A 19,802-nucleotide genomic window follows, 5' to 3' on the forward strand; every position below is an offset into this window, starting at 1 on the left:
GTGACGCGCCGGACGGCTCAGGTGAGGCGCCGCCGGAATGCGCACGTCGTGGCACGGCATGCGTGGCAAGGCGACGGTCGGCGGGCGTTACAGGGCGACGGGCGGGGCGGGCACCGCGTGCCGGGCGGTGGCCGCGTCACACCCGGCGATCGCTGTAACCGCAGACCCAGGCCAGAGCGGAGTGCACGCCGCGCACGTAGTCCCGCGTGACGGGATCGCTTGCGGCCTCGTCCTCCCGGACCACCGCAGCGTCGATCTCCGCGGTCAGCAGTTCCATGTCCGGCACGCCGTCGACGCCTGCTCCGGTGACGGGCGATCGGGCGTCCCGGCCCAGGGCCCATCGGTATCCCGCCGACACCCCGTCCCGGTAGCCGGGCGGGGCCTCCCGTGACGAGAGGAGCCGGGGCAGTTCGCGTTCCGCCGCCTCGGCCTCTGCGTAGGCCCTGACCCCCACGGGTTTCCCTTCGTCCCGCTGCGGTTGCGCAGGAGCGCTCACTGGTTTCACCTTTCCCTCCGGCCCGCTGGCCGTCTTGGCGGGCCGCCGGCGACACCCTCGTCGCGGGATCTCGCCGGCAGCTTGTCCATGTCGGGTACCCACGTCGGCCGCCGAGTCACGGGCGTGTTCCGGCGAACCTGCTCGGCACGTACCCGCCGCCCCGGGATCCAGCAGGCATCCGGCCCGTCGGGCGATCGGCGGCGGCAGGAGGGGAGACAAGGGCGGCCCCGCCTCCGGGGGGATGGAGGCGGGGCCGCAACGCCTCGCCGACGGCCAGGGGGGTGGGCCGGACGAGCGCTCGGGCTTCTCGTGCCCCGTTCACGCAGGGGTATGCACACGACTTTCCGGAAATCCGGAATCCGTCGGCCGGGCCGGAAGGAACCGGGCTGCGAACGGCCCCGGCGCGGCGCATGGTGGTGGCATGCGGCTGCTGCTGACCTCCGACACCCATGTGCCGAAACGGGCCCGGCAACTGCCCGAAGAGCTTCTGGAGGCCGTCCGACGGGCAGACGTCGTGATCCACGCCGGCGACTGGGTCGACGCCGCGACCCTCGACCTCTTCGAGTCCCGCTCCGCGCGTCTTCTCGCGGTGTACGGGAACAACGACGGACCCGACCTGCGGGCCCGTCTGCCGGAGGTCGCGCTGGCGGAGCTCGGCGGGTTGCGCATCGGCGTCGTCCACGAAACGGGTCCCGCGCAGGGCCGCGAACGGCGGTGCGCCGAGCGTTTTCCCCAGCTCGACGTCCTGGTGTTCGGGCACAGCCACATCCCGTGGGACACGACCGCCCCAGGCGGGCTGCGGCTGCTCAATCCGGGCTCGCCGACCGACCGCCGACGTCAGCCGCACTGCACGTACATGACCGCCAGGGTGTCGCGCGGCAGGCTGTCGGAGGTCGAACTGCACCGTCTGCCCCGCTCCGGGGCGGCGGCCGTGAGCCCTTGAGGTCAGCGGGCCGCCCGTGGCTCCGCGAGTACGAGAGCCCGTGAGCCGTGATCTCCGTGGCTCCGCGCCCGTGCCCGTGCCCGTGAGCCTGGGGGCTGCGAGAGCCATGCCATCCGCGTGTCCGCTCCGGTGACCCGGAGCCCGGACCTGCGAGGCCGGGAGACCGGGAAGTTCGGCGGTCCGTGAGCCCGCGCCCGTGACCCTGTGGCAGCGAGAGCTCGTGAGCGTGTCGAGGTCCGTGGGCCCGGAGCCCGTGGACCCGGAGCGCGTGCCCGCGAGGCCGGGACACCGGGAAGTCGGCGGTCCGTGAGCCCGCGCCCGTGGCAACGAGAGCGTGAGCGTGTCGAGGTCCGTGGGCCCGGAGCCCGTGCCGGCGAGGCCGGGAGGCCGGGCAAGTCGGCGGTCCGTGAATATCGCGGGCCCGTGCCCCTGAGCCGGGCGGACCGTCGCGTTTCGCGCGGAAGGCCGGACGTGCGGCGCGGGGGACGCCCGTCAGCCGATGTCGTACACGTCGAGGCGTCCGCACATGCCGAAACGGCCGTGCGCGGAGGGCTGTTCGGCCCGGACCCGCGCCTCTGTCAGGTGGCCCGCGCCGCCCTGATCCAGCTCGTCGAGCTGTGCGGCCGTCGCCGCGGCGGCGGCGGCCGCGCCGTCGCGCCAGCGTTCGCGCCATGCGCCGACGAGCGGCCGTACCAGGGCCGCGGCGGCCCGGTGGAACGCGGCCAGAGGCTCGGGATCGCCGACCTCCGTCGCGTTGCGCAGCGCCTCGAATCCTTCGACGGCGAGGTCGCGACGGCGGCGGGCCGCCCGCTCCAGCTCCTCCTCGGTCCCGCCCTGCGGCAGGGCGACGGCGGCGCGGTAGGCGGCGGGGTCGGCGAGCAGACGCGGCGGCAGGGTCAGCACCGCGTCGCCCGCCTCTGGGAGGCCGCAGTTCTGCATGAGCACCACGATGGTCAGACCGCCCTCGTTGACCAGCCGGTGGATGGTGCCCGGGGTGAACCAGACCAGCGAGCCCGGCGCCAGGGTTGTCTGTTCGAACCCGGATGCGGTCAGGGTCTGCACCGCGCCGCGACCGCCGGTCACGGCGTACCCCTCCGAGCAGGTCAGGTGGATGTGCGGGGTGCCTCCACGCAGGCCGTCGGCTGCGGGCCAGTCGTAGACCCGCAGCCGCGACACGCCGATACCGCCGGGCAGCCCGCCGTAGCCGGAGGCCGGACCGGCCGGCCGTGCAACGGTCGCCGCCGCGCCGGCGGCCGTGTCCGCGGCCGTGTCCGCAGGGTCAGTCGTGCTCACCACTCGTCTCCTCCGGTCGGGCGGCGGGCCGCCGAGCTCGCATGCAGTAAGCGCTTTCCCGGGAAACGTAGGCTCCCCTGCGGACACGGTCAAGGCCGCGTCCGTGCCCCGGGCGTCAGGTCGTCAGTCGCTTCGGCAGCCAGCGCAGCCGGGCGGCTTCCTGGAACGGGCCGCCGCCCTCGTGATCGTTGAAGTCGTAGACCTCGATCTGCTTGTCCTCGTGGCCGTACGCGTTGAAGGCGGCGAACACCGTCGACGGCGGGCAGGTCTGGTCCTCCATCGCCACGGAGAAGAGCGCGGGCGCCCGGCCGCGTGCCGCGAAGTGCACGCCGTCGAAGTAGGCCAAGGTCCGGGCCGCCTGCTCGCTCCGGCCGCGGTGGGTCTTCAGGTAGTGGCCCACCTCCCGGTACGGCTCGCGGTCCGTGAGCGTCGTCGCCCGCGGGAAGTCGCACAGGAACGGCACGTCGGGTGCCACGGCCGCGAGGTCGGGCACGAGGCCGGCGGCGGCCAGGGTGATCCCGCCGCCCTGGCTGGCGCCGACGGCCGCGGTGCGGGAGGCGTCGGTCAAGGGGTGCGAGCGTGCGGCCTCGATCGCGCGGACCGCGTCGGTGAACACCCGTCGGTAGTAGTACTCGTGAGGGTCCTCGATGCCCCGCGTCAGGAAGCCGGGGTACGAAGGCGCACTGCCCACCGGGTCCGGAGTGCTGCCGGTCGACCATCCGCTGCCCTGGCCGCGGGTGTCCATCACGAAGTGCGCGAATCCGGCCGACGCGTACAGCAGATGCGTGTGCGGCAGGCCGCGGCCGCCGCCGTAACCGAGGAACTCGACGACCAGGGGCAGCGGCTCCTCGGCCCCGGCGGGCAGCACGAGCCAGCCCTTCACCGGGTGGCCGCCGAAGCCGGCGAAGGTCACGTCGTGCACGTCCACCGTGCTGAGGCCGGTCGCTACCCGCTCGAAGCGGGCGTCGAGGTCGTGGCCGCGGGCCTCCTCGAGCGTCTTCGTCCAGAACGCGTCGAAGTCCTCCGGTTCCGCGGAGGCGCTGCGGTAGGCGCGGAGCTCCGACAGAGGCAGGTCGAACAGGGCCATGGGGCCGCCTTTCCTACGAGAGTGTCAGCAGATCAACACGGGCTGCCACCACGGGGCAAGAGCCCGCCCGACAGGTGGAACGTCGAGGGCCGGACGCGCGGACCCGCCCTCCCGCGGCGGCGCGTGGCGTCGCACCGTGGCCGGGTGGCCGGGCCGCCCGCCCTCCGTTCGGCCCCGCTGACCTGCCCGAACCGGCTCGCGCCCGCACGCTGGAAGCGGCGGACGGCCGCGTGCGTGAGCCGGGCCGCATCTGTCGGACGTGCGGCGGGCGGAGGTCCTTGTTTTGTCATGCCCCTTGTCGCGGGAGCGGGGCCCCTGCTAAACCCTTCGGTTAGGAAAGTTTCCTTCCAATCATTTCCCGGCCGATTCTTCGGCCTGTCCGGCTATCCGCCCAGCCAACGGAGTCCCCCATGAGACCGGCACGGTTCTGGCTACGCCCCCTGGGCAGCATCGGCGCCCTCGGCGCCGCTCTGCTCCTCACCCTCACCACCGCACCCGCCGCACCGGCGGCCCCCACACCCGCACCGCCCGCCCCGGCGGCCGCTGTCACCCACGAGGCCGAGAACGCGACCGTCTCGCGTGGTCTGGTCGAGTCCAACCACGCCGGCTTCACCGGCAGCGGATTCGTCAACTACGACAACGTCAGCGGCAGTTACGTCCAGTGGACGGTCCAGGCGGCCCAGGCGGGACGGGTCGGCCTCAAGCTGCGCTTCGCCAACGGCAGCACGTCCGGCAGGCCCATGGACATCACCGTCAACGGCGCGCTCGCCGCCGACAACCGCGCGTTTCCCGGCACCGGCGCCTGGACCTCCTGGTCCACGACCACCGTCACCGCGGACCTCAAGGCGGGCGCCAACACCATCAGGGCGACCGCCGCCGGACCAGACGGCGGCCCGAACGTGGACCACCTCGCCGTCGAGACCACTCCCACCACCGGCGGCACCCCGGCCGGAATCAACGGTCAGCTCAAGGTCTGCGGCACCAAGCTCTGCAACCAGTACGGCAACCCGATCCAGCTGCGCGGCATGAGCACCCACGGCCTCCAGTGGTACAGCCAGTGCGTCACCAACGGTTCCCTCGACGCCCTGGCCACCGACTGGAAGGCCGACGTCCTGCGGATCTCGATGTACGTCCAGGAGGGCGGCTACGAGACGGACCCGCGCGGCTTCACCGACAAGGTCCACTCGGTCATCGAGCAGGCCACCGCCCGCGGTATGTACGCGATCGTCGACTGGCACATGCTCAGCCCCGGCGACCCGCACCACAACCTCTCGCGGGCGAAGACCTTCTTCACCGAGATCGCGCAGCGCCACAAGGACAAGACCAACGTGCTGTACGAGATCGCCAACGAGCCCAGCGGCGTGAGCTGGTCGAGGATCAAGAGCTACGCGGAGGAGCTCATCCCGGTCATCCGGCGCTACGACGCCGACACCCCGGTCCTCGTCGGCACGCGTGCCTGGTCCTCCCTCGGAGTCTCCGAGGGCTCGAACGAGAGCGAGGTCGTGAACAGCCCGGTCAACGCCTCCAACATCATGTACACGTTCCACTTCTACGCGGCCTCGCACAAGGACGAGTACCTGAGCGCCCTGTCCCGGGCGGCCGACCGCGTGCCCATGTTCGTCACCGAGTTCGGCACGCAGGACTACGCCGGCGAGGGCGCCAACGACTTCACCATGTCGCAGCGCTACATCGACCTGATGGCGAGCAAGAAGATCAGCTGGGTCAACTGGAACTACTCCGACGACAACAGGTCGGGCGCCGTGTTCAACAGCGGCACCTGCGCCGACAACGGCCCCTGGGCCGGCACCGGCTCGCTGAAGCCGGCCGGCGTCTGGGTCCGTGACCGGATCAGGACGGCGGACAACTTCCCGACCGGCTGACCCGGTCGGCCTGCCCTGTCCGGTGCCGTCGGCGAGCGCACCGCCCGCCGCCGGCCACCCCCCGGCGCCCCCGCCCGTCCGCTGTGATCCACTGGACGGGCGGGGGCGCACAGGGAACAGGAGCAGCAGTGGCCAGCTACCGGCAGCCGGGAGTCGTCCTCACCGACCACCACTTCACCGTCCCGCTCGACCACGGTGACCCGGCCGGGGAGCAGCTCGAGCTCTACGCCCGCGAGGTCGTGTCCGCCGCGGACCACCCGGACACCGGCAAGCCGTGGCTGGTGTACCTGGAAGGCGGCCCCGGCAACGCGGTCCGCCGGTTCATCGGCAAGCAGACCTGGCTGGGGCGGGCCGTACAGGACTTCCGCGTGCTCCTGCTCGACCAGCGGGGCACCGGCCGCTCCACGCCGCAGAACCGCCAGACCCTCGCACAGCGGGGCGGACCGCGGGCGCAGGCCGATCACCTCGCCCACTTCCGGGCCGACAGCATCGTCCGCGACTGCGAGACGGTCCGGCGGCGCCTCACCGGCGGAGCGCCCTGGACGGTGCTGGGCCAGTCCTTCGGCGGCTTCTGCGCGACGCACTACCTGTCCACCGCGCCGGAAGGACTGGACACGGTCCTGATCACCGGCGGCCTGCCGTCCCTCGACGCGCACGCCGATGACGTCTACCGGGCCGCCTACCCGCGCATCCGGCGCAAGGCCGAGGCGCACTACGCCCGTTACCCGCAGGACGTGGAGCGCGCCCGGCGGATCGCCGCCCACCTCGCGGAGCGTCCGGCACGGCTGCCCGGCGGCTACACCCTCACGCCGGAGGCCTTCCAGTCGCTGGGCATCCTGCTCGGCGGCGCGGACGGCAGCCATCAGCTGCACTACCTGCTCGAGAACGCCTTCGTGCGCACGGCATCGGGCCACGAACTGTCCGACGCCTTCCAGGAGGGCGTTCGTCCGGTCCTCTCGTTCGCCGCGAACCCGCTGTACGCGGTGCTGCACGAGGCCATCTACGCACAGGGCGGGCGGTCGACGGACTGGGCCGCGGAGCGGGTGCGCGCCGAGTTCCCCGAGTTCGACGCGGCGGCGGCGCTCGAGGGCGACCGGCCGCTGATGTTCACCGGCGAGACCGTCCACCCCTGGCACTTCGAGGTGGATCCCGCCCTGCGGCCGCTGCGCGAGACCGCGGAGCTCCTCGCCGCCCGTACCGACTGGGCGCCGCTGTACGACCCGGCCCGGCTCGCCGCCAACGAGGTGCCGGTGGCGGCGGCCGTCTACCACGACGACATGTACGTCGACACCGCCCACTCGCTGCGCACCGCCCGTGCCGTGCGCGGGCTGCGCACCTGGGTCACCGACGAGTACGAGCACGACGGAGTGCGGGTGAGCGGACCGCGGGTGGTGGACCGGCTGCTGGCACTCGCCCGCCAGGAGCTCTGACACATGATCAGTTGGTCCGTATCCTGCGGGACATGACCGATCAGAAGACCGAACAGCTCGAAGAGATGCCGGCCGACTGGCAGCGCGCGCTCGCGGTCGTCGCCCACCCCGACGACCTCGAGTACGGCTGTGCGGCCGCCATCGCCGGATGGACCGACCAGGGCCGCGAGGTCGCCTACCTCCTTGCCACCCGGGGAGAGGCCGGCATCGACGGCATCGCCCCCGAGGAGTGCGCGCCGCTGCGCGAGCGGGAGCAGCGGGCGAGCGCGGCCGTCGTCGGCGTCTCCGTCGTCGAGTTCCTGGATCACAAGGACGGTGTCATCGAGTACGGGACGGACCTGCGCCGGGACATCGCGGCGGCCGTCCGCCGGCACCGGCCGGAGCTGGTCATCACCCTCAACCACCGTGACACCTGGGGCGGCACGGCGTGGAACACGCCCGATCACCGGGCCGTCGGCCGGGCGACCCTCGACGCGGCCGGCGACGCGGGCAACCGCTGGATCTTCCCCGAACTCATCTCCGAGCAGGGCCTCGAGCCCTGGGACGGCGTGCGCTGGGTGGCGGTGGCGGGTTCCACCAGCCCCACCCACGCCGTCGACGCGGGCCCCGGACTCGAGAGATCCGTCGCGTCGCTGCTGGAGCACCGTCTGTACATCGAGGGCCTGACGGAGCAGGACCCGCAGGAGTACTGCCGTACGTTCCTGACCCGCATGGCCGAGATGGCGGCTCCGCGTTTCGGCGGCCGCCCGGCCGTCACGTTCGAGCTGTTCGGGCGCTGACGCCTCCGCCCCCGCAGTGCGGTTTGTTCATTTGACAAATGACGTTGCCGTTCCTGCAATGGGTGCATGAGTGATGACGACACGCAGCTGGACGCCGTACTGAACGAGGTGGGCCCCCGGCTCCGCCGGATCCGGCGCGAGCGGGGGGCGACCCTCGGTGCGCTCTCCGAGGCGACCGGTATCTCCGTGAGCACGCTGTCCCGGCTGGAGTCCGGGGGGCGCCGCCCGAGCCTCGAACTGCTGCTGCCGATCGCCCGTGCCCACCAGGTCCCGCTGGACGAACTCGTCGGCGCCCCGCCGGTCGGGGACCCGCGGGTGCGCGCCAAGCCCATCGTCCGCGGCCACCGGACGATGTACCCGCTCACCGCGCGGCCGGGAGGGCTCCAGGCGTACAAGGTGATCCACAAGCCGTCCGGGGAGCAGCCGGAACCTCGTACCCACGAGGGGTACGAATGGATGTACGTCCTGTCGGGCCGCGTGCGGCTGGTGCTCGGCGACCACGATGTGGTGCTGGGGCCGGGCGAGGTGGCGGAGTTCGATACGCGGGTGCCGCACTGGTTCGGGTGTGCCGACGACCGACCGATCGAATTTCTGAGCCTCTTCGGGCCGCAGGGGGAGCGGATGCATGTGCGGGCGCGGCCCAAGGAGGAGTAAAGGGTCTTCACGGACGGGCAAGCGACCGCTTAGTATGCGGCGCAGCACAGAACTGCCCTACGTGTGGGAGGCCCCGAAATGCAGGCATGGCGAGTGCACCGCAACGGCGAGCCGAGCGAGGTGATGCGGCTCGAAGAGGTGGACCGGCCCACGCCCGGCGAAGGACAGCTCCTCCTCAAGGTCCGTGCGGCCAACATCAACTTCCCCGACGCCCTGCTCTGCCGGGGGCAGTACCAGGTGCGGCCGCCGCTGCCGTTCACCCCGGGAGTCGAGGTCTGCGGCGAGACGGAGGACGGCCGGCGCGTCATCGCCAACCCCGCCCTGCCGAACGGCGGGCTCGCCGAGTACGTGGTCGCCGACGCGGCCGCCGTGCTCCCCGCACCCGACGCGCTCGACGACGCGGAGGCCGCCGCCCTGCACATCGGGTACCAGACGGGCTGGTTCGGGCTGCACCGCAGGGCCGCCCTGAAGGAGGGCGAGACCCTGCTCGTCCACGCCGCCGCGGGCGGCGTCGGCAGCGCCGCCGTGCAACTCGGCAAAGCGGCCGGCGCCCGGGTGATCGGCGTCGTCGGCGGCCCGGAGAAGGCCGCCGCCGCGCGGGAGCTGGGCTGCGACGTCGTCATCGACCGCCGCACCGACGACATCGTCGCCGCCGTGAAGGAGGCTACCGGCGGACGCGGCGCGGACGTGGTCTACGACCCGGTGGGCGGCGACGCGTACGCCAAGTCCGCCAAGTGCGTGGCCTTCGAGGGCCGCATCGTCGTCGTGGGCTTCGCCAGCGGCGACATTCCGGCCCCCGCCCTCAACCACGCCCTGGTCAAGAACTACTCGATCATGGGCCTGCACTGGGGCCTGTACGCCACCAAGGACCCGGGCGCCATCGGCCGCTGCCACCGGACGCTCACCGACTACGCGGCCAAGGGTCTGATCAAACCGCTCATCAGCGACCGGGTCGCCTTCAAGGACGCCGCCGGAGCCGTGCAGCGCGTTGCCGACGGCACCACCACCGGCCGCCTGGTCGTCGTTCCGGACGGAGCGGGCCGATGACGGACGCAGCCGAACTGACCGACCGCACCAGCAAGCTGCTGGCCGCGCACCCGCCGGCCACCACCGACCGCGCCGACTTCCTGAAGGCACGCTTCGACGCGGGCCTCGCCTGGGTCCACTTCCCCGAGGGCCTCGGCGGCCTCGGCGCCCCCCGCTCCCTTCAGGCCGTCGTGGACGCCGAACTGGCCGCCGCCGGAGCGCCCGACAACGACCCGCGCCGTATCGGCATCGGACTCGGCATGGCCGCGCCCACGATCCTCAAGTACGGCTCCCAGGAGGTGAAGGAGCGCTTCCTGCGCCCCCTGTGGACCGGTGAGGAGGTCTGGTGCCAGCTGTTCAGCGAACCCGGGGCCGGCTCCGACCTGGCGGCGCTCGGCACCCGCGCCGTACGCGACGGGGACTCGGGGGACTGGATCGTCGACGGCCAGAAGGTGTGGACCTCCAGCGCGCACGTCGCACGCTGGGCGATCCTCATCGCCCGCACCGATCCCGACCTGCCCAAGCACCGCGGCATCACCTACTTCGTCTGCGACATGACCGACCCCGGTGTGGAGGTCCGGCCGCTGCGCCAGATCACCGGCGAGGCGGAGTTCAACGAGGTCTTCCTGACCGGCGTGCGCATCCCCGACGCGCACCGGCTCGGCGAGGTCGGCGAGGGCTGGAAGGTCGCGCAGACCACGCTGAACAACGAACGCGTCGCCATCGGCGGCATGCGGCTGCCCCGCGAGGGCGGCATGATCGGCCCCATTGCCAGGACCTGGCGCGAGCGCCCCGAGCTGCGCACCCACGACCTGCACCAGCGGCTCCTCACACTGTGGGTCGAGGCCGAGGTCTCCCGGCTCGCGGGGGAGCGGCTGCGCCAGCAGCTCGTCGCCGGCCAGCCGGGCCCCGAGGGCAGCGCGATGAAGCTCGCGTTCGCCCGCCTCAACCAGGCGATCAGCGGCCTGGAGGTCGAACTGCGCGCCGAGGAAGGGCTGCTGTACGACGACTGGACGATGCGCCGGCCCGAGCTCGTCGACTTCACCGGACGTGATGCCGGCTACCGCTATCTGCGGTCCAAGGGCAACTCGATCGAGGGCGGCACCACCGAGGTGCTGCTGAACATCGTCGCCGAACGCGTCCTCGGGCTTCCCTCCGAGCCGCGCAACGACAAGGACGTCGCCTGGAAGGACCTCGCGCGATGACTGATCTGCTCTACTCGGAGACCGAGGACGACCTGCGCGCCGCCGTGCGGTCCCTCGTCGCCGCCCGCGGCGACACGGCGGCACTCGCGGCCCGCGCCGAGGCCGGCTCACCCTACGACCCGCGGCTGTGGAGTTCGCTCGCCGCCGAGATGGGCGCCGCCGGGCTGCTCGTCCCCGAGAAGCTCGGTGGCCAGGGCGCGTCCCACCGGGAGGCCGCGGTCGTCCTGGAGGAGCTGGGGCGGGGCGTCGTCGCCGCGCCGTACCTCACCAGCTCGGTCGTCGCGACGCAGGCGCTGCTGTCGCTCGACACGGAGACGGAGGCCGTGGCCGCGCTGCTCGCGGAACTGGCGGAGGGCCGGCGCACGGCCGTCGTGGCCGTGCCGCTGTCCACGGCGCCGGACGGTCCGCTGCCCGACGGCGCCGGGCGTATCACGGGTGTCGCCGACGCGGCGACGGCCGATGTACTGCTGGTGCTCAGGGCCGACGGGCTGTACGCGGTCGAGGCGGCGCAGGCCGTCGTCGAACCGCTGACCCCGCTCGACCTCACGCGTCCCCTCGCGGCCGTCACCGCCGGGGAAGGCGGCACGCGACTGGCGGACGCCGCGGCGGGCTCCGCTGCCGTGCGCCGTGGCCTGCTCGCCGGGGCAGGCCTGCTCGCCTCCGAGCAGCTCGGTCTCGCGGAGTGGTGCCTGGAGGAGACCGTCCGGCACACCGGCGAACGGCACCAGTTCAACCGTCCCGTCGGCTCGTTCCAGGCGCTCAAGCACCGCATGGCGCAGCTGTGGCTCGAGGTCGTCTCCGCGCGGGCGGCCGCTCGTGCCGCCGCCGACGCCCTGGCGACCGGCAGCCCGGAGGCGGCGCTGTCGGTGGCCGTCGCCCAGGCGTACTGCTCACGGGTCGCTGTCCACGCGGCCGAGGAGTGCGTGCAGTTGCACGGAGGCATCGGCATGACCTGGGAACACCCCGCCCACTTGTACCTCAAGCGCGCCAAGGCCGACGAGATCGCGCTCGGCACGCCCGGACGGCACAAGGAGGCAGTGGCGGCCCTCGTCGATCTTCAGGCTCCGTAGACGCGGGCTGTAATACCCCCCGTTCCGTCGCGCCCTTACATGCTGTTTAATGCGAGACGTTTGCAACAACAGCTGATCTTCAACAGGGGTGGACGTTCATGACGGGCCGATCGATACGGGCTGCCGCCGCCACGGCCGTGGCCGCCGCGCTGACCTTCGGCGCGGCGGCCTGCTCGAACCCGGGCGGCGGCGCCGCGGGGTCGGGCGCGAAGGACTCGGCGGTCGTCGGCATCGCCTACGAACCGGACAGCCTCAGCCCGCTGCTCGGCTACGGCAAGGACGGCAATTCCAAGATCTTCGACGGGCTGCTCGCCCACGACAAGGACATGAGGCTCCGGCCCGCCCTCGCCGCCGAGCTGCCCGAGGTCGGCCCCGACCGCCTCACCTACACGTACAAGCTCCGCAAGGGCGTGAAGTTCAGCGACGGCACACCCTTCAGCGCCAAGGACGTCGTCTTCACCTACCGCACCGTCCTGGACGAGAAGACCAACAACGCCTCCAGGACCGAGCTCGACGCGGTCAAGGATGTCAGGGCCGAAGGCGACGACACCGTCGTCTTCACACTCAAGTACCCCTACGCGCCCTTCGCGCAGCGCACCGTACTGCCCATCGCCCCGGAGCACATCGCGGGCCGGCAGGACGTCAACACCGGCCCGTTCACCACCAAGCCGATCGGGACCGGCCCGTACATCCTCACCGGCTGGTCCAAGGGCGAGAAGATCAGCTTCAAGGCCAACCCGGACTACTGGGGCGGCGCGCCCGCGGTGAAGAAGTTCACCATGGCGATCATCAAGGACGACGACGTCCGCGCCACCCGGCTGCGCGCCGGTGACCTCGACGGCGCCATCCTGCCGCCCAACCTCGCCAAGGGGTTCGAGGGCGAGCAGGGCAGGAAGACGCACCGCGCCACCACGTACGACTACCGGACCGTCACGCTCCCCACCCACAACAAGGTCGCGGGCGACACCGCGGTGCGACGGGCGCTCGACATCGCCGTCGATCGGCAGGCCATGGTGGACAGCATCCTCGACGGTGCCGGAAAACCCGCCTACGGCCCCGTCCCCACCGGCAACGAGTGGTTCGCCGAGGGGACGGAGCGCCGCCACGACCTCGCAGGCGCCAAGAAGATCCTCGACGAGGCCGGCTGGAAGCCCGGCAAGGACGGCATCCGCGTCAAGAACGGCGTCCGCGCCGCGTTCCCGCTCTGGTACCTCACCGGCGACAAACTCCGCCAGGACCACGCCCTCGCCTACGCCTCCGACGCCAAGAAGGCCGGCATCGACATCACCACCAAGGCCGGCACCTGGGAAGTCATCGAACCGCGGATGGAACACGACGCCGTGCTCGCCGGCGGCGGCGCGCCCGGCGACCCCGACTTCGACCAGTACCTGCTGCTCAACTCCGCCCTCGCCGGCGACGGCTTCAACAACATGGCCGGGTACGACAACCCGGCCGTCGACAAGGCACTCGACACCGGCCGCCGCACCGACGAGAAGGCCGCCCGCAAGGCCGCGTACGACACCGTCCAGCGCGAACTGGTCAAGAACCCCGGATACACCTTCCTCACCCACATCGACCACCTGTACGTCGTGAACGACACCTGGGACGGCCTCACCACCCAGACAGAACCGCACGACCACGGCCTGGCCTCCGGCCCGTGGTGGAACGTCGAGGACTGGACACCGAAGAAGTGAAACGCGCCGTCCCCGCCGCGGCGATGGCGCGGATGGCGGGACGGCGGGCGCTGCTCGCCGTCCCCGTCCTGCTGACCGTGACCTTCGCCGTCTTCGCCGTGGCCGCCGCCTCGCCCTTCGACCCCGTCAAGGCCTACACCGGCAGCGCCGGCCTCACCGCCTCGCAGGAGAACCTCGACCAGATCCGCGCCAACCTCGGCGTGGACCAGCCGCTCGTCACCCGCTGGTGGGACTGGCTGACCTCCGCGCTGACGGGCGACCTCGGCGACTCCAGCGTGATGCGGCAGCCGGTCGCCGACGTGATCGCCGAGCGGATCGGCTGGTCCGCGCTGCTCGCCCTCACCGCCTTCGCGCTGGCCATCGTGCTCGGCACCGCCCTCGGCGTGCTCGCCGCCCGTCGCCGCGGCGGACTCCTCGACCGGTGCGTCAGCTCACTCGCGTACACCCTCGAGGCCGCACCCGCGTTCTGGCTCGGCCTCCTCGCGATCTGGTTCTTCGCGCTCGAACTCGGCGTCCTGCCGGCCGGCGGGCTCACCGACACGGCCAGTGACACCGTGACCGCCGGACAGGTCGCCACGCACCTGGTGCTGCCCGCCGCGGTCCTCGGCGTCAGCCAACTGCCGTGGTTCTTCCTCTACGTGCGCCAAGGCGTCGGCGACGCCCTCGACGAGGACCCGGTGCGCGGCGCCCGCGCACGCGGCCTCGCCGAAAGCACCGTGCTTCTCGGCCACGCGCTGCGCTCCGGCATGCTGCCCATGCTCACCCTCATCGGTTCCCGCGTACCCGAACTCATCACCGGAGCCCTGCTCGTGGAGACCGTCTTCAGTTGGCCGGGCATCGCCGCCGCGACCGTGCAGGCCGCCACTTCCGTGGACTTCCCGCTGCTCGCCGCGCTCACCGTGCTCGCGACGGCGGCCGTCCTGCTCGGCAACCTCCTGTCCGACCTGCTGTACGGACTGGCCGACCCGAGGGTGGGCTTCCATGGCTGACCTCGCCTGGAAGTCCCAGGGCCGCACCCGCCGCTCCACGCGCACCGTACGCGTCGCCGTGTCCACCGTGGTCGTAGTGGCCGTCGCGCTGGCGGTCCTGCTCGTCCCGCCGCTCGTGCAGCTCGACCAGCAGGCCGTCGACCTGTCGATGAAGCTCCGGCCGCCGTCCCTCGCCCACCCCTTCGGCACCGACGACGTCGGCCGCGACCTGCTGCTGCGCTGCGTCTACGGACTGAGGGTCTCGCTGCTCGTGGGACTGGTCGCGGCCCTTGTCGCCACCGTCATCGGCACCGTGGTCGGCGCGGCCGCCGCGGTGTTCGGGGGCTGGACCGACCGGGCCCTGATGCGGCTGGTGGACACCTTCTCCTCGGTACCGCACCTGCTGCTCGGCATCTTCGTCGTGGCCATGTTCCGTCCGGGAGTCGGGCCGGTGATCGTGTCCGTCGCCCTGACGCACTGGCTCTCCACCGCCCGCATCGTCCGCTCCGAAGTGCTGTCGCTGCGCGCACGCCCGTACATCGACGCGGCGATCAGCGGCGGCGCGACCCGGTGGCGGGTCGCCGCACGCCATCTGCTGCCAGGGGTGCTGCCGCAGGCCGGACTCGCGGCCGTGCTGATGGTGCCGCACGCGATGTGGCACGAATCGGCGCTGTCGTTCCTCGGCCTCGGGTTGCCGACCCACCAGGCGAGCCTCGGCAACCTGGTGCAGTCCGCCCGCGGTTCACTGCTCGCCGGCGACTGGTGGCCGACGCTGTTCCCCGGCCTGTTCCTGATCGTTCCCACGCTCGCCGTGGCCGGGCTGGCCGGTGCCTGGCGCGAACGGCTCAACCCCCGCCGCCGATCGGAGCTGATGCTGTGACCGTGCCGTCCACCGACCCGTCGCCGGCCGTTGGGCCCGAGACCCCGGCCGCCTCCTCCGCCTCCTCCGCGGCGCGGCGCGTGCTTGCCGTGCGCGGCCTGTCCGTGCGCTTCAAGATGCGCGACGGGCGGCATGTGGCAGCCGTCAACGACGTGGCGTTCGACCTCGCGGCCGGAGAGTGCCTCGCACTCGTCGGAGAGAGCGGCTGCGGCAAGTCCGTCCTCGCCTCCGCCCTCCTCGGACTGCTTCCCGCGAACGCCCGGACCGCCGGGTCCGCCGTCATCGACGGTGTGGAACTGCTCGGCGCCGGCGAACGCACCCTCGCACGCACCGTGCGGGGACGCCGGATCGGTCTCGTCCCCCAGAGTCCCGCCGCGCACCTCACCGCCGTGCGGACCGTCGGCGCGCAACTCACCGAGACCGTGCGCGCGCTGACCGGGCTGCGCGGCGCCGAGGCCCGCGAAGCCGTCCTCACGGCAGCGGCACGGGCCGCGTTCCCCGCCGGCCACCTCGACCGGTACCCGCACGAGCTCTCCGGAGGACTGGCACAGCGCGCGGCCACCGCGATCGCGCTCGTCGGCGACGCGCCGCTGCTGCTCGCCGACGAGCCGACGACCGGCCTGGACCGGGAACTCGTCGACCACACGGCCGACGAACTGCGCCGGCACGCCGACGAAGGGCGCGCACTCCTGCTGATCACCCACGATCTCGCGGCAGCCGCCCGGACGGCCGACCGGGTCGCCGTCATGTACGCCGGCCGCATCGTCGAAATCAGGTCCGCCGAGACCTTCTTCGGCGGCCCCGGACCGCGCCACCCGTACGCGCGCGGTCTGCTGAACGCCCTGCCGGAACGGGAGTTCGCCCCCATCCCCGGCCTGCCCCCCGAGCTGGGCGACCTGCCGGCCGGCTGCGCGTTCGCCCCCCGGTGCGCCCGGGCCGACGACGCCTGCACGGTCCTGCCCCGGTTCGACGGCGGCGTCGCCTGCCACCATGCGGAGGACCGGCATGTTTGAACTGCGGGACGTCATCGCCGGGTACGACCGCCGCGAGCCGGTCGTACGTGGCGCCTCACTGACCATCGCCCCCGGCGAGGCGGTCGGCCTGCTCGGCCCCAGCGGCTGCGGCAAGTCCACCCTCGCGAAGGTCGCAGCCCTTCTGCACCGGCCGGCCGCCGGCCGGGTCGTCATCGACGGCGAACCCGTGAACGGATGGCGCCACGCGGCCCCGCGCACGCTGCGCACCGCCGTTGGTGTCGTCTTCCAGCAGCCCCGGCTCTCGGCGGACCCAAGGCTGCGGCTCCGCGAGGTGATCGCGGAGCCCTTGCGGGCCGCGGGCCGAAGCCGAGCCGACGCCGCCGCCCGCGCGCTGGAGACGGCGGAGACCGTCGGTCTCACCGGCGAACTCCTCGGTCGGCGGCCGCACGAGGTGAGCGACGGCCAGCTCCAACGCGCCTGCCTGGCCAGGGCGCTGGTGCTGCGGCCGCGCTGGCTGGTCTGCGACGAGATGACGGCCATGCTCGACGCGTCGACGACCGCCGCGCTGGTGAACGTGGTCGAGGACTACCGCCGCGAACACGGGGCGGGCCTGCTCGCGGTGGGCCACGACCGCGTCCTGCTCGACCGCTGGTGCGACCGCACGGTCGAGTGGTCCCGCATCGCGCAAGCGTGAGCCCTGAGCGGCGTACGACCTTGTTCCCCGGCAGGGCCGGCCCCGGACGGTGGGCCGACGCGCCACATGACGGATGGCCGAACTCTTGGTGCCACCCTGCCCATTGAGGCCGGCCCGACGGATACTCACCGGTGTCCCTCCCGACCCGCAGAGCCCGGAGGTCATCAGTGCCGACCACTCGTCGCACAGCCGTCACCACCCTCGCCGCCGCACTCGCCGGTGCCGCCGCGGTGCCGTCCCAGGCCCGCGCCGCGGCACGCAGCGGCGCACCGGACGCGCCGGCGCCGCTGCGCAGGGCCCACGCGCACAACGACTATCTGCACGAACACCCCCTGCACGACGCGCTGTCGCACGGCTTCACCAGCCTCGAGGCCGACATCTTCCTCGTCGACGGCGAGCTGCTCGTCGCCCACGAACCGGCCGAACTCGACCCCGCCCGCACCCTGCGCTCGCTCTACCTCGATCCACTGCTCGCCCGGGTGCGCGCCAACCACGGCAGCGTGTACCGGGGCCGTCGCCGCCCCGTCCAACTGCTGATCGACATCAAGACGGACGGCGTCGCGGCCTACCTGGAGCTCGACCGCCAACTGCGCGAGTACCGGCGCATGCTGAGCAGCTGCGCCCACGGGCACGTACGCCTCGGCGCGGTCACCCCGGTCATCTCCGGGGACCGCGCGGCCCGCGCGCCGATGGAGGCGCAGCGGGTGCGGTACGCCTTCTACGACGGCCGCCTCGACGACCTCGCCGCGGCCGATCCCGCTCCGGCCACCTTCATCCCGCTGATCTCCAGCAACTGGACGCACAGCTTCAGCTGGCTCGGCACCGGTGAATTCCCGGCGGCGGAACGCGAGAAGCTGCACACTCTCGTCACCACGGCCCACCGGCGCTCCCAGCGGGTCCGCTTCTGGGCCACGCCCGACCTCGAGGGGCCGGCCCGCGACGCCGTCTGGCACGAACTGCTCGCCGCCGGCGCCGACCACATCAACACCGACGACCTGGCCGGTCTGGAGCGCTTCCTGCGCGTTCACGACCGCGGGTGACCACCTTTCCGCCCGATCTCCGAGATGCACCCGTACGGCGGACACGCCAGTCGGCCGTACGGGACCTCCGCTGCGCCAGACTGGCCGCCGAATGCCGCAATTCCGGCGCGGCGAAGGAGGTTGGCGATGGCCATTTCGATCTCGGTGGTGCTGCTCCTGCTGGTGCTCGCAGTGATTTTTCTGCGGAGCGGAGGGCTGAAGATGAGCCACGCGGTCGTCTGCGCGCTGCTCGGCTTCTTCCTGGCGGGCACCAGCATGGCGCCGACCATCCAGGAGGGCATCGCGGCCACGGCCAACGTCGTCGGGAGCCTGCGTCCCTGAGTAAGCAGCCCGCAGGCCGGGCATCCGCACGGCGAACCGGTGCCGAACCGACGGCAGAGCACAAGGCGATGGGAAGAACGCAATGCCACTCGAGGGTGAGTACGAGCCGAGCCCCGAACAATGGGTCCGCGATCAGGTCGAGGAGTACGAGAAGTCCGGCGGTACGAGCGGCACCACGCTGCGCGGGATGCCGGTCGTCATCCTCACCACCCGCGGTGCCAGAAGCGGAAAGATCCGCAAGACACCGCTGATGAGGGTCGAACACGCGGGCGCGTACGCCCTGGTCGCCTCCCTGGGCGGATCGCCCAAGCACCCGGTCTGGTACTACAACGTCAAGACCCACCCACAGGTCGAGCTCCAGGACGGCCCGGTGCGCAGGGACATGACGGCGCGTGAGGTGACCGGCGCGGAGAAGGCCGTGTGGTGGGCGCGCGCCGTGGAGGCGTTCCCCGACTACGAGGGTTACCAGCAGAAGACCGAACGGGAGATCCCGGTCTTCGTCGTCGAGCCGCCGGACCGGGACCGCTGATCCGCCAGGACCGTCGCCGGATCAGGAAAGGTTGACGAGGCGGATGTAGCGCACCCAGTCCCAGTGGGGGCCCGGGTCGGTGTGGGTGGCGCCGGGCACCTCGGAGTGGGCGATGATGTGCGCCCGGTCCTTGGGGATGCCGTAGCGGTCGCAGACCGACGCGGTGAGCGCCGCGGACCGCTCGTAGAGGGCATGGGTGAAATACGCGGGCCGGTCGACCCAGCCCTCGTGCTCGATGCCGATGCTCCACGTGTTGTAGTTCCAGTTGCCCGCGTGCCAGGCGACGTCACGCTCCCGCACGCACTGCGCGATGTGTCCGTCGGAGGAACGCACCACATAGTGCGCGGACACCCGCCTCGCCGGGTCACGGAAGATGGCGAGCGTGTCCTCGTAGGTCTCCTGGGTGACGTGGACGACGACGTACCGCACCGGGTAGGCGGTGGGCCTGCTGGAGGCCGTGTAGTTGGCGGACGAGGCCGGCCGCCACTCGGCTGACGGGTAGTCCGTCACCGCGGTGGTGCCCGCCTGCGCGCGGGGCGCGGGCAGCAGGGCGTGGGCGGCGGCCGTCGCGGCGGCGCCCCGAAGCAGAGATCTGCGGTCCATGGGCCTTCTCCTGGTGGGGGTGTGCGGGGACACGGCAGGACAAGGCCGATGAGAGCCTTGGGCACCACGGTACTGGCGACCGGGTGAACGGCGGAAGAACGCGACCGCCCAACTGCCCGTAGCTACAACGGAATTGGTGATTGGCCGCCGGGGCGGCCCCCGGCCGTTCGCGCGGCTGCGGCGAGGGCAGTGCGCACGGACCGTTCCGGGCCCGGTCGCGTACGGGCTCCGGGACG

General features: G+C 72.4%; 20 protein-coding genes. 16 read left to right on the plus strand and 4 right to left on the minus strand.

The features are described from left to right. Positions 1–136: 136 nt before the first annotated feature. Complete coding sequence (locus ACTMTU_RS06215) at positions 137–454, minus strand: hypothetical protein (RefSeq protein WP_441262434.1); 318 nt, start codon at positions 452–454, stop codon at positions 137–139. A 463-nt stretch (positions 455–917) separates the two neighbouring features. Here ACTMTU_RS06215 and ACTMTU_RS06220 point away from each other — a divergent pair, with 463 nt between their 5' ends. Further along, positions 918–1,439 carry a metallophosphoesterase family protein gene (locus tag ACTMTU_RS06220; protein WP_441262435.1) on the plus strand — a complete coding sequence of 174 codons (522 nt, stop codon included), beginning with the start codon at positions 918–920 and terminating at the stop codon, positions 1,437–1,439. 492 nt (positions 1,440–1,931) lie between these two features. On the opposite strand, the gene ACTMTU_RS06225 is transcribed toward ACTMTU_RS06220, so the two are convergent. Next, the gene (locus ACTMTU_RS06225) at positions 1,932–2,633 is read right to left on the minus strand and encodes a cupin domain-containing protein (RefSeq protein WP_441262603.1); all 702 of its coding nucleotides are present in this window, start codon (positions 2,631–2,633) and stop codon (positions 1,932–1,934) included. A gap of 214 nt (positions 2,634–2,847) precedes the next feature. Then, complete coding sequence (locus ACTMTU_RS06230) at positions 2,848–3,819, minus strand: acetylxylan esterase (RefSeq protein WP_441262436.1); 972 nt, start codon at positions 3,817–3,819, stop codon at positions 2,848–2,850. A gap of 410 nt (positions 3,820–4,229) precedes the next feature. Here ACTMTU_RS06230 and ACTMTU_RS06235 point away from each other — a divergent pair, with 410 nt between their 5' ends. The 15 genes from ACTMTU_RS06235 to ACTMTU_RS06305 all read left to right on the plus strand — a co-directional run bounded on the left by ACTMTU_RS06235 (position 4,230) and on the right by ACTMTU_RS06305 (position 18,963). Beyond that, positions 4,230–5,699 (plus strand): cellulase family glycosylhydrolase, encoded by a 1,470-nt coding sequence (locus ACTMTU_RS06235; protein WP_441262437.1) that lies wholly within the window; start codon positions 4,230–4,232, stop codon positions 5,697–5,699. Between the two features lie 128 nt (positions 5,700–5,827). Continuing rightward, entirely contained in the window at positions 5,828–7,129 is a 1,302-nt protein-coding gene (locus tag ACTMTU_RS06240; protein ID WP_441262438.1) for an alpha/beta fold hydrolase, read from the plus strand. A gap of 32 nt (positions 7,130–7,161) precedes the next feature. Continuing rightward, the gene (locus ACTMTU_RS06245; RefSeq protein ID WP_441262439.1) at positions 7,162–7,908 is read left to right on the plus strand and encodes a PIG-L deacetylase family protein; all 747 of its coding nucleotides are present in this window, start codon (positions 7,162–7,164) and stop codon (positions 7,906–7,908) included. Positions 7,909–7,974: 66 nt separating this feature from the next. After that, positions 7,975–8,562 (plus strand): helix-turn-helix domain-containing protein, encoded by a 588-nt coding sequence (locus ACTMTU_RS06250; protein WP_441262440.1) that lies wholly within the window; start codon positions 7,975–7,977, stop codon positions 8,560–8,562. A 78-nt stretch (positions 8,563–8,640) separates the two neighbouring features. Next, entirely contained in the window at positions 8,641–9,609 is a 969-nt protein-coding gene (locus ACTMTU_RS06255; RefSeq protein ID WP_441262441.1) for an NADPH:quinone oxidoreductase family protein, read from the plus strand. Continuing rightward, the gene (locus tag ACTMTU_RS06260) at positions 9,606–10,793 is read left to right on the plus strand and encodes an acyl-CoA dehydrogenase family protein (RefSeq protein WP_441262442.1); all 1,188 of its coding nucleotides are present in this window, start codon (positions 9,606–9,608) and stop codon (positions 10,791–10,793) included. Before ACTMTU_RS06255 ends, ACTMTU_RS06260 begins: the two co-directional genes overlap by 4 nt. Further along, positions 10,790–11,863, plus strand: coding sequence for an acyl-CoA dehydrogenase family protein (locus tag ACTMTU_RS06265; protein WP_441262443.1), 1,074 nt, complete (start codon positions 10,790–10,792; stop codon positions 11,861–11,863). Before ACTMTU_RS06260 ends, ACTMTU_RS06265 begins: the two co-directional genes overlap by 4 nt. A 98-nt stretch (positions 11,864–11,961) precedes the next feature. After that, a complete protein-coding gene (locus ACTMTU_RS06270) occupies positions 11,962–13,557 on the plus strand; it encodes an ABC transporter substrate-binding protein (RefSeq protein ID WP_441262444.1) in 1,596 nt (531 codons plus the stop codon). Positions 13,558–13,580: 23 nt separating this feature from the next. Beyond that, the gene (locus ACTMTU_RS06275) at positions 13,581–14,546 is read left to right on the plus strand and encodes an ABC transporter permease (RefSeq protein WP_441262604.1); all 966 of its coding nucleotides are present in this window, start codon (positions 13,581–13,583) and stop codon (positions 14,544–14,546) included. Further along, positions 14,539–15,405, plus strand: coding sequence for an ABC transporter permease (locus ACTMTU_RS06280; protein ID WP_441262445.1), 867 nt, complete (start codon positions 14,539–14,541; stop codon positions 15,403–15,405). The genes ACTMTU_RS06275 and ACTMTU_RS06280 overlap by 8 nt, the downstream gene beginning before the upstream one ends. Continuing rightward, on the plus strand, positions 15,402–16,418 hold the full coding sequence (locus ACTMTU_RS06285; protein WP_441262446.1) for an ABC transporter ATP-binding protein: 1,017 nt from the start codon (positions 15,402–15,404) through the stop codon (positions 16,416–16,418). The genes ACTMTU_RS06280 and ACTMTU_RS06285 overlap by 4 nt, the downstream gene beginning before the upstream one ends. Next, positions 16,411–17,073 (plus strand): ABC transporter ATP-binding protein, encoded by a 663-nt coding sequence (locus tag ACTMTU_RS06290; protein ID WP_441262447.1) that lies wholly within the window; start codon positions 16,411–16,413, stop codon positions 17,071–17,073. The genes ACTMTU_RS06285 and ACTMTU_RS06290 overlap by 8 nt, the downstream gene beginning before the upstream one ends. A gap of 167 nt (positions 17,074–17,240) precedes the next feature. Beyond that, positions 17,241–18,113, plus strand: a complete 873-nt coding sequence (locus tag ACTMTU_RS06295; protein WP_441262448.1) for a phosphatidylinositol-specific phospholipase C/glycerophosphodiester phosphodiesterase family protein — start codon at positions 17,241–17,243, stop codon at positions 18,111–18,113. Positions 18,114–18,239: 126 nt separating this feature from the next. Then, entirely contained in the window at positions 18,240–18,434 is a 195-nt protein-coding gene (locus tag ACTMTU_RS06300; protein ID WP_005307764.1) for a hypothetical protein, read from the plus strand. An 82-nt stretch (positions 18,435–18,516) separates the two neighbouring features. Continuing rightward, positions 18,517–18,963, plus strand: coding sequence for a nitroreductase family deazaflavin-dependent oxidoreductase (locus ACTMTU_RS06305; RefSeq protein ID WP_441262449.1), 447 nt, complete (start codon positions 18,517–18,519; stop codon positions 18,961–18,963). A 21-nt stretch (positions 18,964–18,984) separates the two neighbouring features. Here the strand turns inward: ACTMTU_RS06305 and ACTMTU_RS06310 are convergent, their stop codons facing one another. Next, positions 18,985–19,566, minus strand: a complete 582-nt coding sequence (locus ACTMTU_RS06310; RefSeq protein WP_441262450.1) for an N-acetylmuramoyl-L-alanine amidase — start codon at positions 19,564–19,566, stop codon at positions 18,985–18,987. Positions 19,567–19,802 lie beyond the last annotated feature (236 nt).

The sequence above is a fragment of the Streptomyces sp. OZ13 genome (assembly GCF_052068155.1).
Taxonomy (GTDB): domain Bacteria; phylum Actinomycetota; class Actinomycetes; order Streptomycetales; family Streptomycetaceae; genus Streptomyces.

Coding starts and splice junctions, on each gene's coding strand:
- ACTMTU_RS06220 (WP_441262435.1), top strand. CDS start 918: ATGCGGCTGCTGCTGACCTCCGACACCCATGTGCCGAAACGGGCCCGG.
- ACTMTU_RS06230 (WP_441262436.1), bottom strand. CDS start 3,819: ATGGCCCTGTTCGACCTGCCTCTGTCGGAGCTCCGCGCCTACCGCAGC.
- ACTMTU_RS06235 (WP_441262437.1), top strand. CDS start 4,230: ATGAGACCGGCACGGTTCTGGCTACGCCCCCTGGGCAGCATCGGCGCC.
- ACTMTU_RS06245 (WP_441262439.1), top strand. CDS start 7,162: ATGACCGATCAGAAGACCGAACAGCTCGAAGAGATGCCGGCCGACTGG.
- ACTMTU_RS06250 (WP_441262440.1), top strand. CDS start 7,975: ATGAGTGATGACGACACGCAGCTGGACGCCGTACTGAACGAGGTGGGC.
- ACTMTU_RS06255 (WP_441262441.1), top strand. CDS start 8,641: ATGCAGGCATGGCGAGTGCACCGCAACGGCGAGCCGAGCGAGGTGATG.
- ACTMTU_RS06260 (WP_441262442.1), top strand. CDS start 9,606: ATGACGGACGCAGCCGAACTGACCGACCGCACCAGCAAGCTGCTGGCC.
- ACTMTU_RS06265 (WP_441262443.1), top strand. CDS start 10,790: ATGACTGATCTGCTCTACTCGGAGACCGAGGACGACCTGCGCGCCGCC.
- ACTMTU_RS06270 (WP_441262444.1), top strand. CDS start 11,962: ATGACGGGCCGATCGATACGGGCTGCCGCCGCCACGGCCGTGGCCGCC.
- ACTMTU_RS06275 (WP_441262604.1), top strand. CDS start 13,581: ATGGCGCGGATGGCGGGACGGCGGGCGCTGCTCGCCGTCCCCGTCCTG.
- ACTMTU_RS06280 (WP_441262445.1), top strand. CDS start 14,539: ATGGCTGACCTCGCCTGGAAGTCCCAGGGCCGCACCCGCCGCTCCACG.
- ACTMTU_RS06290 (WP_441262447.1), top strand. CDS start 16,411: ATGTTTGAACTGCGGGACGTCATCGCCGGGTACGACCGCCGCGAGCCG.
- ACTMTU_RS06300 (WP_005307764.1), top strand. CDS start 18,240: ATGGCCATTTCGATCTCGGTGGTGCTGCTCCTGCTGGTGCTCGCAGTG.
- ACTMTU_RS06305 (WP_441262449.1), top strand. CDS start 18,517: ATGCCACTCGAGGGTGAGTACGAGCCGAGCCCCGAACAATGGGTCCGC.
- ACTMTU_RS06310 (WP_441262450.1), bottom strand. CDS start 19,566: ATGGACCGCAGATCTCTGCTTCGGGGCGCCGCCGCGACGGCCGCCGCC.